Source organism: Vreelandella gomseomensis, assembly GCF_031451645.1.
Lineage (GTDB): Bacteria > Pseudomonadota > Gammaproteobacteria > Pseudomonadales > Halomonadaceae > Vreelandella > Vreelandella gomseomensis.
On the sequence record NZ_JARWAI010000006.1, the window covers coordinates 194,521 to 210,538 of the forward strand.

Below are 16,018 nucleotides of genomic sequence, written 5' to 3' on the forward strand. Positions count from 1 at the left end.
GTTTTCCAACGCTAGCCGTCGCCGTCGTCCTCGACGCGCTCGGCCCAGCGCTTGCGCGCCAGGTTGCGCCGATACAGCCGGATCAGAGCGATGACCAGGGCAGTGCTCAGCATCGCCGCCAGCACCACGCCCTGCCAGGGGCGGGCCGCGTCGTTCAGCCAGGTCTCCAGCGCGATGATCAGCGTCAGGCCCAGCGCCTGGGAACCGATGGCGAACGCGCGTAGTTTGTCAAAAGCAGCTTGAGGCATAGGGGTCTCCGTGATGGGCGGCTCCATGGTATGGTGCGTCAGTGTACCTGCTCAACGGGAAAACCATGAACGCCATCACCCTTGGCCCACTGTTGATTTCACTCCCTCGCCTCTACGCCCTTGCCTGTGCCCTGACCCTGCTGGTCAGCACGCGCTATTTGCTGGGACTGCCTCCGCGCCATCATCAGCGCTGGTTTCTGGGCCTGGTGGTCGTCTGGCTGATCGCCGCTCGCCTTGGCCATGTCGTCATGCACCTCGACAGCTTCAGCGGCGCCCCGCTGACGGCGCTGAAAGTCTGGCAGCCGGGCTACCAGGGGCTCTGGGGGCTGGTCGCGGGACTTGCATGGACGGCCTGGACGCTGCGCTCGCGGCTGATCGCCATGGGCGGTGCCATGGCGCTTCTGGTGGGCGCTTCAAGCCTGTGGCTGGTACTGGTGACCCTGGCGCCGCTGGGCAACGACACGAGCGTCAAGGCCCTGCCCGACGTGACCTTGGAAGACATCGACGGCAATTCGGTTCATCTGCCGTCGCTTGCCGACGACCACGACCGGATCATCGTCAACCTGTGGGCCACCTGGTGCCCGCCCTGCCGGCGCGAAATGCCCTTGCTCGCCGAGGCGGATCAGCGCGCGGGCGTGGCCGTCGTGGTCGCCAACCAGGGCGAGGAGCTGCTGCCCATCGTGCGCTATCTGGACGAGCAGCAGCTACGCTTCCGCTATGCCCTGCGCGACCCGGGCCAGATGCTCTTGTCGCTGGTCGAGGCCCCCGGGCTGCCCACCACCGTGCTGTTCGACGGCGACGGTAACACCCTCGACATCCACGTCGGCGAGCTCACTCAGGCGCACCTGGATCGCTGGCTTGAAGATTGACGACGATACACCTTAATCCCCCAGCGGCTTTGCGTTAGAATCGCCCGCCCTGTTGCTGCCGGCTCCTGTGGCCGGCAGCGTACGTCCTGTATTGCAGACTTCCTTGAGGCATCATGAGCGATTTTTCCCCCGGCCAACGCTGGATTAGCGACGGCGAAGCCGAGCTTGGGCTCGGCACCGTGCTTAACTGCGACGCCCGTAGCGTTACCATCTTGTTCAGTGCCAGCCAGGAAACCCGCACCTATAACACCCGCCAGGCCCCGCTGACCCGCGTGATGTTCGGCACCGGCGACCGCATCGTGTCGGCCGACGGCTGGCAGATGATCGTCGATGACAGCCAAACCGCAGGCGGCCTGATCACCTACGTGGGCGAGGACAGCCAGGGCCAGCCACGTGAGCTCCCGGAGGCCAAACTCGCCGACACCATGCAGTTCGACCAGGCCCGCGACCGCCTGCTGACCGGCCAGGTGGATCGCAACGACTGGTTCGACCTGCGCTTTCGTACCCTGCACCACCATCAGCGTATCGAACAGCACAGCGCGCTGGGCTTTTCCGGCCCGCGCATCGACCTGGTGCCCCATCAGCTGTATATCGCCGACGAAGTCGCCCGTCGCCATGCCCCTCGGGTCATGCTGGCGGATGAGGTCGGGCTCGGCAAAACCATTGAGGCCGGGCTGATTCTGCACCGCCTGCTGCTCGCGGGGCGTGTTGAACGGGCACTGATCCTGGTGCCCGATAGCCTGACCCACCAGTGGCTGGTGGAACTGCTGCGGCGCTTCTCGCTCAACGTCAGCTTACTCGACGAGCAACAAAGCCAGGCCCACGGCAGCGAAAACCCCTTCGAAAGCGCCCAGCTGGTGCTTGCCAGCCAAGGCTGGCTGTTTGCCAACACCCACCGCCAGACGCAGGCGCTGGCCAGCCACTTCGACCTGCTGATCGTCGATGAGGCTCACCATCTCGACTGGAGCGATGAGGGCAGCGGCCCCGGCTATCAGTGCGTCGAGCAGCTGGCGGCGGATATCCCCGGCCTGCTGCTGCTCACCGCCACCCCCGAACAGATGGGCATCGAAAGCCACTTTGCCCGCCTGCGCCTGCTCGACCCGGAGCGCTACCACGACCTGGAACGCTTCAAGGACGAAGAGCGCCACTACGGCGCGGTGGCCAGCGCCATCGATGCCCTCGACTCGCTGCCCGCTTCACCTGACGCCAGGGTCCACGTCGAGGCCGTTGCCGACGACCGCGACAGCCAGGCGCTACTGGCGACTCTGTGCAACTCCGAGGCCAGCGCCGCCCAGCAGGATGCCGCCCGCCGCCAGCTGCGCGATGCGCTGCTCGACCGCCACGGCACCGGGCGGGTGATGTTCCGCAATAGCCGCCGCCACGTGGGTGGCTTCCCCGAGCGCCGCCTGCACCTGACGGCCCTCGACCTGCCACCGGCCTATCGCCGCACGCTGCGCCGCCTGGAGCGCGACGACGACTACCTCGACGAGCTGTTGATCGAAACCGGCATGGATCATCCGGACGTGCTGATCTACCCGGATGCTGCTTACCGCGAGCTCAGCGACGACCCGCTCAACAGCGAGCCCTGGTTTCACATCGACCCACGGGTCAACTGGCTGCTTGAGAAGCTCAGCGACGAAAGCGCAGCCGGCTTTGCCAACGACAAGGTGCTGGTGATCGCCCACCACCGCGAAACCGCCGAAGGGCTGGCCGAAGGCCTGCGCGTGCTGGGCGGCTATCACGCCCCGGTGTTCCACGAAGGTTTGTCGCTGGTCGAACGCGACCGCGCCGCCGCGGCGTTCGCCGACGAGGAAGACGGCTGCCAGGTGCTGGTTTGCTCGGAAATTGGCTCCGAAGGGCGCAACTTCCAGTTCTGCCGTCACCTGGTGATGTTTGACATGCCCCAGCATCCCGACCAGTTGGAGCAGCGCATTGGCCGTCTTGACCGTATCGGCCAGCGCCACGCCATCGAGATGCACATCGCCACCTTTACCGGCAGCCCCGGCGAGCGGCTAATGCGCTGGTATCACGAAGGCATGGATGCCTTCAGCGCACCTCACGGTATCGGCAGCGACCTGTTCAACGCCTTCGGCGACGCGCTGGCCGATGCGCTGCTCGACGACGAGATGCTGGATGAAATAATCGGCGAAACCCGCGAGATGTTCATCGCCAAGCTGGCCGAGCGGGATGCCGGCCGCAACCGTCTACTGGAGCTCAACGCCTGCCGCCCGGAGCGTGCCCAGCAGGTGATCGAGGCGGTGCGCGAGCTGGACGACGATACCGCCCTGCCCCGCTATGTGGAACGCGCCCTGGATGTGTTCGGCGTCGACAGCCAGGAAATCGGCAACGGCCTGATGCTGCTGCAGCCCGGCCAGCACATGCTGGATGGCCTGCCGGGGCTGGTCAAAGGCGAGGAAGGCTTTTCGGCGACGTTCGACCGCCAGCTGGCCCTCGCCCGGGATGACGTGCAGCGGCTTTCCTGGGAGCACCCGTTGCTGCGTGAAATGATGGGCCGCATCCTCGATGGCACCATGGGCAACACCGCGCTTGCGTTACTCGGCCACCCGGCGATTCCCAGCGACCGGCTGATGGCAGAACTGGTGTTCCGCACCCACTGCCCGGCGCCCAGGTCGCTGCACCTGAATCGCTTCCTGCCGCCCACCGCGGTGCGCGTGCTGCTGGATGAGTCCGGCGCCAACCTCACCGACAAGATTTCGTTTACCGGCCTGGGAAAAAACCTGCAGAAGGTCAACAAATCGCTGGCCCGCGACCTGATCAAGGGCCGTCACGACCAGCTGCGCGGCCTGCTCACCCAGGGCGAAGGCGAAGCCGAGCGCGAGCTGCCAAGCATCGTCGAGGCTGCCGAGGCCCGCATGCGCAGTCAGCTGGACGCCGAGCTTGCCCGGCTGACCGCGCTGGCGGAGCACAACCCCTCGGTGCGCAGCGCGGAGCTCGACGCCCTGAAACAGGAGCGCCAAGCGCTCAGCGACGCCATTGAAAACACCCGCCTGCGGCTCGATGCCGTGCGGGTGATCATTACCGTGGATCCCAACGGCTAGTCGTCAAGAATCGCCTGGAGTGCCTTGTCGAGGGTCGGGTAGGTGAACGTGAACCCGGCGTCGATAAGGCGCGCCGGGCGCATATCGGCACCGGTCAGCAGCAGTTGGGACATGTCACCCAGCCCCGCCTTCAATACGCAGGCGGGCACCGGCAATACCGCCGGGCGATGCAGCGTCCTGGCCAGGGTTCGGGTGAATTCCGCGTTGGTCACCGGATGCGGCGCGCTGCCGTTGAAAGGCCCCGACAGTGACGCATCGCTGAGCAGGAAGAGGATGGCGTTGACCAGGTCATCGCGATGAATCCAGGGCATGAACTGCTTGCCGTCGCCAAAGCGCCCGCCCAGCCCCAGCTTGAAGGGCGGCAGCATCTTCTGCAGCGTGCCGCCGTCCGGGCCCAGCACCAATCCGATACGCAGGATCGCCAGGCGCACACCCATGGCCTCGATGGGCTTGGCCGCTGCTTCCCACTGGGCGCATAGCCGATGGGCAAATTCGTCATGGGGCAGGGTGTCTTCGGTGACCCGCCGATCGCCCTGATCGCCGTAGTAGCCCATGGCCGAGCCGCTGACCAGCACCTTGGGCAGCGGCTGGCCGTTTTCGTGCAGCTGCTCACACAGCGACACCAGTTGCTCGGTCGCTTCGACCCGCGAACGGATCAGGCGGTCTTTCTGACGATCGCTCCAGCGCTTGGCGGCGATGGACTCGCCCGCCAGGTTGACCAGCGCCTCGGGCGGGGTATCGATAAACGCCTGGGCGCTGTCGCGGATATCGCATTCCTTGGGCAGCCGCTCGCGTACCGTGTGCGGGGTGCGGGAAACCACCTGCACCTCGTGCCCCTGGGCAATCAACATCGGGCAGAGCCGCTGGCCGACAAAGCCACTGCCGCCGGTCACTAGTACACGCATGGTGTTTCTCCCTCTGGTATCGACGCACAAGCGACGCCGTGAAAGGTTTACATTGAAGCCTATTTATACAAAACTATTACAAATAAAGCATTGCGTACATGATTATCCAGCCACGCTATGCGTCCCGCCAGGCAAGATGCCCAAGAGGCCAGCATGACAGCAGCACAGATTTCACCGCCGTTGACGATCGCGATTGTGGGGGCCGGCATGGCCGGGCTTGCCTGTGCCAACGCCCTGGCCGAGCGCGGCGCCACGGTCAGCGTGTTCGACAAGGGACGCGGCCCCGGGGGGCGCATGTCAACCAAGCGCCTTAACCAGGAGCAACTGGATCTGGGCGCCCAGGCATTCACCGCGCGGGATCCGGCCTTTCAGGAGGCCCTGGCCCGCTGGATTTCCGCCGGGCTTGCCGCTCGCTGGCCGACCATCAGCTATCAGGCTAGTCCAAACGGCTGGCAGCTGCAGCACGATCCCCACGCCCGGTTTACCGGCGTCCCCCGCATGAGCGCCATCACGCGTCATCTGGCCGATACCTTTCAGGCCCATGAGCGCAGCACGCTGAAGCTTGCGACCCGGATCGAGGCGCTGAAGCGTCTCTCGGACGGCTGGCAGTTGATCGACACCGCCGGCAATACCTTCGGCCCCTATCAACAAGTGGTGTTCACCACGCCGCCGCCCCAAACGCTGCCGCTGGTTGCCGACTGGGACAGCACGCTGGCCAAGGCCTGCCGCCAGCGTCTCCAGCGCGGCTGCTGGGCAGCCTGGGCCATCCTCGAGCGGCCGTTGCCCGTCCCGCCCGGTGCACGCCAGGACTGGCACATGGCGCGGGCCGACCATCCGGCGCTGCGCCTGGTGTCGCGCAATCACACCAAACCCGGACGCGAGCACCAGCCGGAAAGTCTCAGCCTGATGGCACAGCTGGACTGGAGCGACCGCTACCTGGAACACGACCCGCAAACCATTGCCGATGACTTGTGGGCCGCCTTCCAATCACTTTATCCGCCCGGCACGCCTCTTCCGGCGCGCATTGCCAGCGGCGCCCATCGTTGGCGTTATGCCCAGCCTGCCGAAGCCGACGACCGGCGATACCTGTACAGCGACAGCGGCCTGGCGATGTGCGGCGACAGCTTCACGGCCAGCCGCGTGGAGTCGGCGTGGTGTTCGGGAACCCTGTTGGCCCATGCGCTAGTAGATCGGTCGGTTTGATGCGGCGCGCGCGTCTTGCGCCTATGGTTATGCATGCAAAGGTTGTACCTTGGCGCCACAAGTTGTACAAAGGAACGTTAGTTATTTACATTTGTTGATCGGTTAATTAGGTAATTGCTATGGATAGCAAACCACATTGCCCTGCGCAGCAACCCACGATAGACCCATGCGGCTTGGCGCCGCACACAACTAAGAGGCACTGGCGCCCATGAGCAACAAGGCGACCCACCCACCCGACACCCCCCTTTATCCCATTCGGGAAGTTTCCCGCCTGACGGGTGTGAACTCGGTCACCCTGCGCGCCTGGGAGCGACGTTACGGGCTGATTCGCCCCCAGCGTACCCCCAAGGGGCACCGCCTGTATGCTCAGGACGACATCACGCGCATCGAGCGCATTCTGCAGTGGCTCAATCGTGGCGTTCCGGTAAGCCAGGTCGCGGACCTGCTCGATCAGCCCGATACCGTGGAAGCCCCGGTACCCGATGCGGGCGACTGGGTCAGTCAGCGCCAGCAGCTGCAGGCCACCATCGAAGCGCTCGACCTGCCCAGACTCGAAGCGTTCTATCATCAGAGCCTGGCGCTGTATCCGTTGAGCACCGCCATCAACGAGCTGTGGCAGCCGGTCATACTGACGCTGGAAGCCAAGTGGGCGGTGAAGTCCGACGAGCTCGTGCGGCGTACCTTCGAGTCATTTCTGCGCAGCCAGGTTGGCATCCGCCTGCATTACGCCAACCAGGCCACCCGTGGCCCGCTGATCCTGCTCAACGTCATGCCGGACGACCCGGGCCCTCTGTGGGTGCTGATGGCCGCACTCATGGCCAGCGAACAGGGCTATCGGGTACAGCTGCTGGACCACTCGCTGCCGCTCGAGGACCTTCCCCAGGCCGTGGCCCGGCTTCACTCGTCGATGGTACTGCTGTCCAGCGGCCAGCGGGAAGACGATCGCTATATCCGCCAGGCGCTGCCCGACGCCGCCGCGGCGCTCAACGTGCCCATCGGGGTGTGCGGCGAAGTCGCGCGCCTGCGCGATGCCGAGCTGCGTGATACCGCCGTGCACATGCTGGGCGACGATTTACCCCAGGCCATTGCCCGATTGCGCCCGCTGCTTCGCGAGTCGGGCGTCCTTTGACCCACTGACAGACACCGTCGCCGCGGCGGTGCCTTCCTTTGAACCGCCCGGCAGGAGTATCCATGCCTCGACAGCTGGTTTGGCTGCGCAGTGACCTGCGCATTCACGACAACACCGCCCTGGCGGCCGCGGCGGCCAAAGGGCCGGTGGTAGCGGTATTTCTGCGCTCGGTCGCCCAGTGGCAGTCCCACGGCCACGGAGCCAACAAGATCGATTTCTGGATGCGCGGCGTGTCGGCCGTCAAGGAGGCCCTCGAAGGGCTCAATATCCCCTTGTTGCATCGCGACATTGACACCTTTGACGCGGCCCCCGACGCCTTGCTGGCGATTGCCCGCGAGCAGCATATCGACCAGCTTCACTTCAATGTCGAATACCCGCTGAACGAGCAGCGCCGCGATCAGGCCGTGCGCGAAACCTTCCAGCAGGCGGGCATCAACGTCCACGGCCACCACGACGCCGTGGCCTTTGCTCCGGGCTCACTGCTGACCGGCAAGGGCGACTATTACGGTGTGTTCACGCCGTTTGCCAAGGCCTGGCACAAACACATCACGCCGGAGCAGCTGGCGCTACGCGACACGCCGGCGGTCCAGTCGCCGCTGGGCATCGACAGCGACCCGCTACCCGCGCTGCCTACTTTTGATGACACACCGGTCGATGAACGCCGGTGGCCCGCCGGTGAACACGCCGCCGGCGACCATCTGGAACGTTTTTTACGCTTCCGGGGACGCCACTATCACGACCAGCGAGACTTTCCCAAGGTTCGCGGCACCAGCGAGCTCTCACCTTACCTGGCCCTGGGCATGCTCTCGCCGCGCCAGTGCTTTCAGGCGGTCATGAGCGAAAACGGCGGGCGCCTGGCCGATGGCGACAAAGGACTTTGCGCCTGGGTGAGCGAGCTTATCTGGCGGGAATTCTATCAGCACGTGGCGGTGGGGTTTCCGCAGGTATGCCGCTATCAGCCGTTTCAGTCCCATACCCGTGGGCTTGCCTGGCGAGATGACGATGAGGGCTTTCAGGCCTGGTGCGAAGGACGTACCGGCTACCCACTGGTGGACGCCGCCATGCGCCAACTGGTCACCACCGGCTGGATGCACAATCGCCTGCGCATGGTGACGGCGATGTTCCTGAGCAAGCACCTGCTGATCGACTGGCGCCGCGGCGAAGCGTTTTTCCTGCGCCACCTGGTGGACGGGGAGTTCTGCGCCAACAACGGCGGCTGGCAATGGGCTGCGTCCACGGGCACCGATGCGGCGCCGTATTTCCGCATCTTCAACCCCACCACGCAATCCACGCGCTTCGACCCGGACGGTGAGTTCATCGCCCACTGGCTGCCCGAATTGGCAAGCCTGCCGGCCAAGGCGCGCCATGCACCGCCCCGGGACATGCTGACCACGCGCGACTATCCTGCACCGATCGTTGACCATAAGGCCGCACGCCAGCGGGCGCTCGATGCCTTCAAGGCGCTGTCCACCTGAGGCAGCGCCAACGCCCTTGCACGCCTAACTGCTTCGGGAGTCGTCATGTCACAGGACAAGGCACTGGAAGATTTTTGCGCCTTCTTCAACAAACTAGACAATACCTGTACAGAAAAACTATACGAGGTATATACTGAAGATATTGAATTCAACGATCCACTACACCACATTGAGGGGCGCGAGGCACTTCAGCGCTATTTCGCGGCCATGTATGCAAACGTCGCGCACTGTCAGTTCGTCTACCACCGTCGCCAGTGCCAGGGTCGTCAGGCATTCGTTACCTGGACCATGACGTTCGCGCATCCCCGCCTTGCAGGCGGTCGCTCTATCGAGGTCGATGGCTGCAGCGCCCTGACATTTGCCAATGACGGCCGTGTATCACGGCACCGCGACTACTTCGATGCCGGGGCCATGCTTTACGAGCACCTACCCCTCATGGGTCGCGTCATCCGCTGGTTGAAACAGCGCCTGGATTAACGATTACCTTGGCTTGCACGCCTGAGATCGTGCCTGCGGGGTGCAATTGGAGAGGGACGATGAGCACATGGACAACGCCCCAGCGCATCTGGCTGACGGGGGCAACCTCGGGCATCGGTGAAGCCGTGGCCAAAAAACTCATTGCCGAGGGCCATCAGGTGGTGGTCAGCGCGCGCAACCAGGCAGCACTGGACGCACTCTGCGAGGGCTATCCCGATGCCCATCCGCTGGCCCTTGACGTAAGCGACCGCCAGGCCGTGCTGGCGGCCGGCCAGCAGGTCGGCGAGCAACTGGGCGCTTTGGATCTTGCCCTGTTCAACGCCGGTACCTGCGAATACCTCAATGCACAACAATTCGACATGGATCTGGTCGAGCGGGTGTTCACGCCCAATCTGTTCGGCACCCTGTATGGAGTAGAAGCCGCGCTCCCTCTGCTGCGCGCAGCACGCCGGGAAGGCAAACCCGCCCGCCTCGCTGCGACGTCGAGCGCCTCCGCCTACCTGCCGCTGCCCAGGGCCGAGGCCTATGGCGCCTCCAAGGCTGCCGTCAGCTATTTTCTCGAATCGCTGCGTCTCGACCTCGACCAGGAAGGCATCGACGTCAGCCTGATTCACCCTGGTTTTGTCAAGACGCCGTTGACCGAGCGTAATGACTTCCCCATGCCCATGCAGGTCAGCGCCGAGGCCGCCGCCGAGGCCATTATCAATGGTCTGGTCAAGGGCCATCTGGACATCCACTTCCCGCGCCGCTTTACCTACCTGGTCAAGTTGCTCGGTATCCTGCCGCCCGGCCTGCGTCGCCGAATCGGCCTGCGCATGACTCGACCGCAAGAGGCTTCCTGATGAGCAACACGGCGTCTCAACGCATCGCCATTATCGGCAGCGGCATCAGCGGCATGGCGGCCGGATGGTATCTATCCGCCCAGCACGAGGTCACGCTGTTCGAAGCCGACGCGCGACTGGGCGGGCATACCGCGACCATGGACGTCGAGGTCGGCGGCCACTCTTACGCCATCGACACCGGCTTCATCGTGTTCAACGACTGGACCTACCCGCATTTTCAGCGCCTGCTGGATGCCCTGGGGGTGCCAAGCCAAGCCACCGAAATGAGCTTTTCGGTGCATGAAACCAGCGTGGACTTCGAATACAACGGGCATACCCTGACCTCGCTGTTCGCCCAGCGGCGCAACCTGCTCAACCCGTCGTTCTACCGCCTGCTGGCCGATATCATGCGTTTCAACAAGCAGGCGACGCGCGACCTGGAAAACGACCGCCTGCCGTCGGACATGACCCTCGGGGACTACCTCGACCAGAACGGCTACGGGCGGGCCTTCCAGCGGCGCTACCTGCTGCCCATGGGGGCGGCCATCTGGTCGGCCAGCATCAGCGACCTGCGCGCCTTTCCGCTGACCTTTTTCGTGCGTTTTTTCCGCAATCACGGCCTGCTGTCGGTCAACCATCGCCCCCAGTGGCACACCCTGGTGGGCGGTTCGCGCGGCTATATCCCGGCGTTGACCGCACCTTACGCCGCGCGTATTCATCTCAACACGCCGGTGACCCGCATCGAGCGCCACGCCACCGGCGTGACGCTCACCACTAAAGCGGGCACCCAACGCTTCGATCAGGTGGTGCTGGCCTGCCATGCCGACCAGGCGCTGGCCATGCTCGGCGACCCAACGCCGGACGAACGCGAGATTCTTGGCGCGATGCCCTACCAGGATAACGAGGTGGTACTACACACCGACACCTCGCTGCTGCCGCGTCGCCGGCGCGCCTGGGCCAGCTGGAACTATCGCCTTGACGGTCGCGGCACCGACGAGCGGGTATCAGTCACCTACGACATGAATATTCTCCAGCGGCTGGAAAGCGACACCACCTTCTGTGTCACGCTGAACGACTCGGAAAGCATCGACCCGACCAAGATCCTGGGCCGCTACGTCTACGCCCACCCGCAGTTCACCCTGGCCGGGCAGGCCGCACAGCAGCGCCACGACGAGATTTCATCGCCTGCCCGGCGCACGCATTTCTGCGGCGCCTACTGGCGCAACGGCTTTCACGAAGACGGGGTGTGGAGCGCCCTGCGCGTGGCTCGTGCGCTGGGCTGCGATGAAGCGGCCATGCCGCTGGGCCCTGCGACCGCGCTGCCCACCAGCGAGCTGTTTGATGCCTATCAGGGGAGCGACGCGGGATGACCACAACGCCACATTCGCGTATTTATCGCGGCACCCTGCGCCACCGACGCTTTACGCCACGCCACCATGCCTTTAGCTATACGCTATGGATGGCCTGGCTGGACCTGGATGAGCTGCCGGCGCTGTTTGACGGCGTGGCCGGTTTCAGCGCCCGGGGGCCTGCCCTGGCGCGCTTTCGTCGCGAGGACTATCTCGGCCCCAGCGACCGCCCGCTGGTCACCGCCGTGCGCGACGAACTGACCCGCCAGCTGGGCAGCGCCCCTGAGGGCCGCATCTGCGTGCTTACCCAGCTACGTACGCTCGGCGCCATGTTCAACCCGCTGACGATGTATTACGCCTACGACCGCGATGGTCAGTTGGCCGCGGTGCTCGGCGAGGTCACCAATATGCCCTGGCGCGAGCGCACCTGTTACGCCTGCCGTGTCGACCCGCAACGCCATCGCCACCACGCGACCTTTGAGAAAGCCATGCACGTCTCGCCGTTCAATCCCATGGACATGACCTACCGCTGGCGCTTCAACACCCCCGACGACCAGCTCCTGCTGCACATGGAAAACTGGCAGGCTGACCAGCGCCATTTCGACGCCACCCTGACCCTCGAGGCGTCCCCGGCAACGCCCAGGATACTGCTGGCCACGCTGGCCCGCCAGCCATGGATCAGCCTGAAAACGATGGCCGGTATTCATTTCGAGGCGTTACGGCTGTGGCTGAAACGCATTCCTGTCTATAACCACCCCAAGCGCAAGGAGACCTCGAAATGACGACCCTGCGTTCCACACCGCCCGATATCCAGCCCGCGGCCCAGGGCCGGCTGACACGCTGGCTGAAAAAGCGCCTGATCGCCCAGCTGGATGCGTTTACCGGTGGCCACATTACCTTGATCGAAGGCAACCAGTGCCACCATCTGGGCCAGGGCGGCGATCTCCACGTCACCGTGGTTATTCGCCATGCCCGCGCCTGGAAGCGGCTGGCTTTCGGCGGCACCGTGGGCGCCGCCGAGTCGTACATGGACAACGACTGGGACGCCGACGACCTGGTCGCCCTGGTGCGCCTCTTTGCGGTCAACCTGGATCAAGTCAACGGCAACCTGGAAAACGGCAGCGCCCGCATGACCCGCTGGCTGATGGCCTGGGCCTACCGTTTTCAGCGCAACAGCCTGACCGGCTCAAAGCGCAACATTGCTGCGCACTACGATATCGGCAACGACCTGTTTGCGACCTTTCTCGACCAGCACCACTGGATGTACTCCAGCGCCGTGTTCCCCTACCCGGACGCCAGCCTGGAAGAAGCCTCGACCTACAAGCTGGATGTCATGCTCGACAAGCTCGACGTACAGCCCGAGCATCACCTGCTGGAAATCGGTACCGGCTGGGGAGGCCTGGCGATCCACGCGGCCAAGACCCGCGGCTGCCGGGTGACCACCACCACGATTTCCGAGGAGCAGCACGCCTATACGGCTCAGCGCATTCAGGAAGAGGGACTGGAAGCACAGATCACGCTGCTAAAACAGGACTACCGCGAGCTGACCGGACGCTTTGACCGCTTGATCTCCGTCGAAATGATCGAAGCCGTCGGCCATCAATACCTCGATACCTATCTGCACAAGGTCGACAGCCTGCTGACCGATGACGGTCAGGCCATGCTCCAGGCGATCACCATCCGCGACCAGCGCTTTGAAGACGCCAAACGCGACATGGACTTCATCAAGCGGTATATCTTTCCGGGCGGTTTTCTGCCGTCGCATCACGCCATCGCCAGCAGCCTGATGCGCAAGACCTCGCTGAACATGGTATCGCTGGATGAAATCGGTCAGCACTACGCGCGCACCCTGCGCGAATGGCGCCACCGCTTCGAAGCCCGCCTGGAGCATGTCCATGCGCTGGGCTACGACGAGCGCTTTATCCGCATGTGGCGCTACTATTTGTGCTATTGCGAAGGCGGCTTCCTCGAGCGCTCCATCGGCACCTGCCATATGGTGCTGGCCAAGCCCGCCGCCAAGCCATCGCCCCTGACCGGAGCCCTGTAATGCTTGCCCGGCGGCGTCTCATGGCTATTGCCGTCAATGCCCTGGGCTTTGAAGTGATCTGGACGCTATGCGTGGTGGGCGGTTCCTGGGTGGCGGCTATCGCCGGCAGTGCCTGGCTCGTGCTGCACTTGAAATACGTGGGCAAACCCGGCGAATGGCGGCTGGTGGCGGTCTTTGCCCTGCTGGGGCTGGTCATCGACGGCGGCCTGCAGCTGGCCGACGGACTGATGTTTGAGGGCAGCACGCTCATCGCCGGCCTGTTGCCGCTGTGGCTGTGGATGCTGTGGCCACTCTTTGCCACCCTGGTGCACCATTCACTTGCCTGGCTATGGCGATGGCCCTGGATGGCCGCCGCCCTGGGCGCGGTGGGGGGGCCACTGTCGTATTTTGCGGGCGCAGCGCTCACCGATGTCACCCTGGCGTCGTGGTTGTTGCCCGCGCAGGCGCTGATCTGGGCTGTGCTGTGCCTGGGCGTTTGCCGCTACTTCCGGCGCTGGGAGCAGCGCTATGCCAGGGAGGCCGTGCCTGACTAGGGGCCGGCTTTTGCCATGGCGTCGTTGCGCGACGGCGACGGGGGCGTTGGTAGCCAGCGCTGTTCGAGGGCTTGCGCAGAAATCGGGCGGGCAAAGTAGAACCCCTGAACGATGTGGCAGCCCGCCTCGACCAGAAAGTCGCACTGCTCCTTGGTTTCGACGCCTTCGGCCACCACGCCCAGCGAAAGACCTTCTGCCATGGAGAGCACCGCCTTGACGATGGCGGCATCCGCCTGGTCTCCCGGCAGCTCCCGAATGAACGCCCGGTCAAGCTTGATCTTGTCCACCGGCAGGCGCTTCAAGTAGCCAAGCGACGAGTAGCCGGTACCAAAATCGTCGATGGCAATCGCGTAACCCTGATCGCGCAGGGCCTTCAGGCGTGGCCCCATGTCCCCCGCACGCTCGTCCAACAGCACCGACTCGGTCAGTTCGAGGCCGATATGCGCCGGGGTAAGCCGGTAGCGTTTCAGGCAGGTGGCCAACAGGGTTTCCAGGTCACCGTGAAAGAGCTGCAGCGCCGAAATATTGACCCACATGGTCACCGTCGGCATCTCAGTATTGGCCCAGTGCGCCTGCTGGGCACAAGCCTTTTCAATCACCCAACTGCCCAGCTCCGCCATCAGGCCATGGCGCTCCGCCAGAGGAATGAACTCGCCGGGGGAAATCATGCCGTCACGGGGATGCTTCCAGCGTAGCAAGGCCTCCATGCCCAGCAGCTCACCGGTGCCGGGGTGGTGCTGGGTCTGGAAGTACAGTTCGAGTTGATCCCCCGAGACCAGCGCGGCGCGCAGATCGCTGACCAGCGCCAGCTGCGGGTTGTCCTGTTTATCCAGCGCGGGGCGAAAGCGCAGGCTGTGGTTGCGCCCCAGCCGCTTGGCGTTGTATAGCGCCGATTCCAGGCGCTGAAACAGCACGCCGGAGTCGCGGCCGTCCTCTGGCGCACGGCAGCTGCCAATCGTCAAGCCCAGCCGCAATGACTGCTCGTTGATCTCGAACGGGCTGCTCATGTGATCGCGCAGGTTGGTGATCCATTTGTCGTGGTCATCAAAGGTAGTGGTACGAATGACCATGAATTCGTCGCCGCCCAGGCGGCCCACGACGCTTCCCGCCATATAGCTGGTCAACCGCTGAGCGAAGCGCGCCAGCAGGCGGTCGCCCTGCTCGACGCCCATGCTGTCATTGACCGACTTGAGCCCGTCGATATCGACCAGCGCGATATCCAGGCTTTCCCCAGCGCGTAGCTGGCGCAGGCGCGACTCCATCAGATCGTGCAGTCGACGCCGGTTCGGCAAGCCGGTCAAGGGGTCTTCATAACCAATGCGGCGAAGGTCACGCTCGCGGGCTTTCTGGGCCGAGATATCGGTAAACAGGCTGATGTAGTGAGTGATTTTGCCGCGCTTGTCGGTGACGGCACGCACCTTGAGCCACTCGGGGTATTCGTCACCGTGCTTGCGGCGATTCCATAGTTCGCCTTCCCAGCGCCCGGTACTTTTCAGGGTGCTCCAGAAATGCTGATAAAAGGTTTTATCGTGACGAGGGGCAGCGAGGGTATCGAGCTTGCGGCCGACCATTTCATGGCTTTCGTAGCCGGTGATCTCGGTAAACGCCGGGTTTACGGCAATGACGCGGTTTTCCACATCGCTCATGACCATGGCATCGTTGGCAATGCCCATGGCATCCTGGGACAGGCGCCCCCACAGCCGTTGACGGCGCACTTGTCGCCACGCATCCCAGAGCCCTAACGTCACCACCGTGACCGCCACCATGCGCAGCGCTGCATCGGAAATCCAGATACAGGCCGGCAGGGCGATCAACGCCGCCCAGATCAATGGACGATTAAGCGAAACGGGAGGCCACATGCTGATTTTACGATATCCTATTAAAACGGGCTTGAAACTGCTCT

The 16,018-nt window shown here is 64.2% G+C and carries 14 protein-coding genes; 11 read left to right on the forward strand and 3 right to left on the reverse strand.

Annotated features, from left to right (window positions below; genetic code table 11):
* Positions 1 to 11: 11 nt before the first annotated feature.
* On the reverse strand, positions 12 to 248 hold the full coding sequence (locus QC815_RS09875) for a hypothetical protein (RefSeq protein WP_230447666.1): 237 nt from the start codon (positions 246 to 248) through the stop codon (positions 12 to 14).
* Between the two features lie 65 nt (positions 249 to 313).
* Here QC815_RS09875 and QC815_RS09880 point away from each other — a divergent pair, with 65 nt between their 5' ends.
* Together QC815_RS09880 and rapA are read left to right on the forward strand one after the other, a co-directional pair.
* On the forward strand, positions 314 to 1,117 hold the full coding sequence (locus QC815_RS09880; protein ID WP_230447665.1) for a TlpA disulfide reductase family protein: 804 nt from the start codon (positions 314 to 316) through the stop codon (positions 1,115 to 1,117).
* A gap of 113 nt (positions 1,118 to 1,230) precedes the next feature.
* Positions 1,231 to 4,176: an RNA polymerase-associated protein RapA gene (rapA, locus tag QC815_RS09885; protein WP_309768283.1), complete on the forward strand. Its 2,946-nt coding sequence runs from the start codon at positions 1,231 to 1,233 to the stop codon at positions 4,174 to 4,176.
* On the opposite strand, the gene QC815_RS09890 is transcribed toward rapA, so the two are convergent.
* Positions 4,173 to 5,081, reverse strand: a complete 909-nt coding sequence (locus tag QC815_RS09890) for a TIGR01777 family oxidoreductase (protein ID WP_309768285.1) — start codon at positions 5,079 to 5,081, stop codon at positions 4,173 to 4,175. The two genes, rapA and QC815_RS09890, sit on opposite strands and share 4 nt — an antisense overlap.
* Before the next feature lie 153 nt (positions 5,082 to 5,234).
* Here QC815_RS09890 and QC815_RS09895 point away from each other — a divergent pair, with 153 nt between their 5' ends.
* The 9 genes from QC815_RS09895 to QC815_RS09935 all read left to right on the forward strand — a co-directional run bounded on the left by QC815_RS09895 (position 5,235) and on the right by QC815_RS09935 (position 14,115).
* The gene (locus QC815_RS09895; protein ID WP_230447662.1) at positions 5,235 to 6,284 is read left to right on the forward strand and encodes an NAD(P)/FAD-dependent oxidoreductase; all 1,050 of its coding nucleotides are present in this window, start codon (positions 5,235 to 5,237) and stop codon (positions 6,282 to 6,284) included.
* 208 nt (positions 6,285 to 6,492) lie between these two features.
* Positions 6,493 to 7,413: a MerR family transcriptional regulator gene (locus QC815_RS09900; RefSeq protein ID WP_230447661.1), complete on the forward strand. Its 921-nt coding sequence runs from the start codon at positions 6,493 to 6,495 to the stop codon at positions 7,411 to 7,413.
* 62 nt (positions 7,414 to 7,475) lie between these two features.
* Positions 7,476 to 8,888, forward strand: coding sequence for a deoxyribodipyrimidine photo-lyase (gene phrB / locus QC815_RS09905; RefSeq protein ID WP_309768287.1), 1,413 nt, complete (start codon positions 7,476 to 7,478; stop codon positions 8,886 to 8,888).
* A 45-nt stretch (positions 8,889 to 8,933) separates the two neighbouring features.
* Positions 8,934 to 9,365, forward strand: a complete 432-nt coding sequence (locus QC815_RS09910) for a nuclear transport factor 2 family protein (RefSeq protein ID WP_230447659.1) — start codon at positions 8,934 to 8,936, stop codon at positions 9,363 to 9,365.
* Positions 9,366 to 9,424: 59 nt separating this feature from the next.
* Entirely contained in the window at positions 9,425 to 10,207 is a 783-nt protein-coding gene (locus QC815_RS09915; protein WP_230447658.1) for an SDR family NAD(P)-dependent oxidoreductase, read from the forward strand.
* Positions 10,207 to 11,556, forward strand: a complete 1,350-nt coding sequence (locus tag QC815_RS09920) for an NAD(P)/FAD-dependent oxidoreductase (protein ID WP_309768290.1) — start codon at positions 10,207 to 10,209, stop codon at positions 11,554 to 11,556. Before QC815_RS09915 ends, QC815_RS09920 begins: the two co-directional genes overlap by 1 nt.
* Positions 11,553 to 12,317, forward strand: coding sequence for a DUF1365 domain-containing protein (locus QC815_RS09925; protein ID WP_230447656.1), 765 nt, complete (start codon positions 11,553 to 11,555; stop codon positions 12,315 to 12,317). Before QC815_RS09920 ends, QC815_RS09925 begins: the two co-directional genes overlap by 4 nt.
* On the forward strand, positions 12,314 to 13,582 hold the full coding sequence (locus QC815_RS09930; RefSeq protein ID WP_230447655.1) for an SAM-dependent methyltransferase: 1,269 nt from the start codon (positions 12,314 to 12,316) through the stop codon (positions 13,580 to 13,582). Before QC815_RS09925 ends, QC815_RS09930 begins: the two co-directional genes overlap by 4 nt.
* A gap of 20 nt (positions 13,583 to 13,602) precedes the next feature.
* Positions 13,603 to 14,115 (forward strand): DUF2878 domain-containing protein, encoded by a 513-nt coding sequence (locus QC815_RS09935; protein ID WP_230447654.1) that lies wholly within the window; start codon positions 13,603 to 13,605, stop codon positions 14,113 to 14,115.
* Here QC815_RS09935 and QC815_RS09940 read toward each other — a convergent pair.
* Entirely contained in the window at positions 14,112 to 15,974 is a 1,863-nt protein-coding gene (locus tag QC815_RS09940) for a putative bifunctional diguanylate cyclase/phosphodiesterase (RefSeq protein ID WP_230447653.1), read from the reverse strand. The two genes, QC815_RS09935 and QC815_RS09940, sit on opposite strands and share 4 nt — an antisense overlap.
* Positions 15,975 to 16,018: the final 44 nt, after the last annotated feature.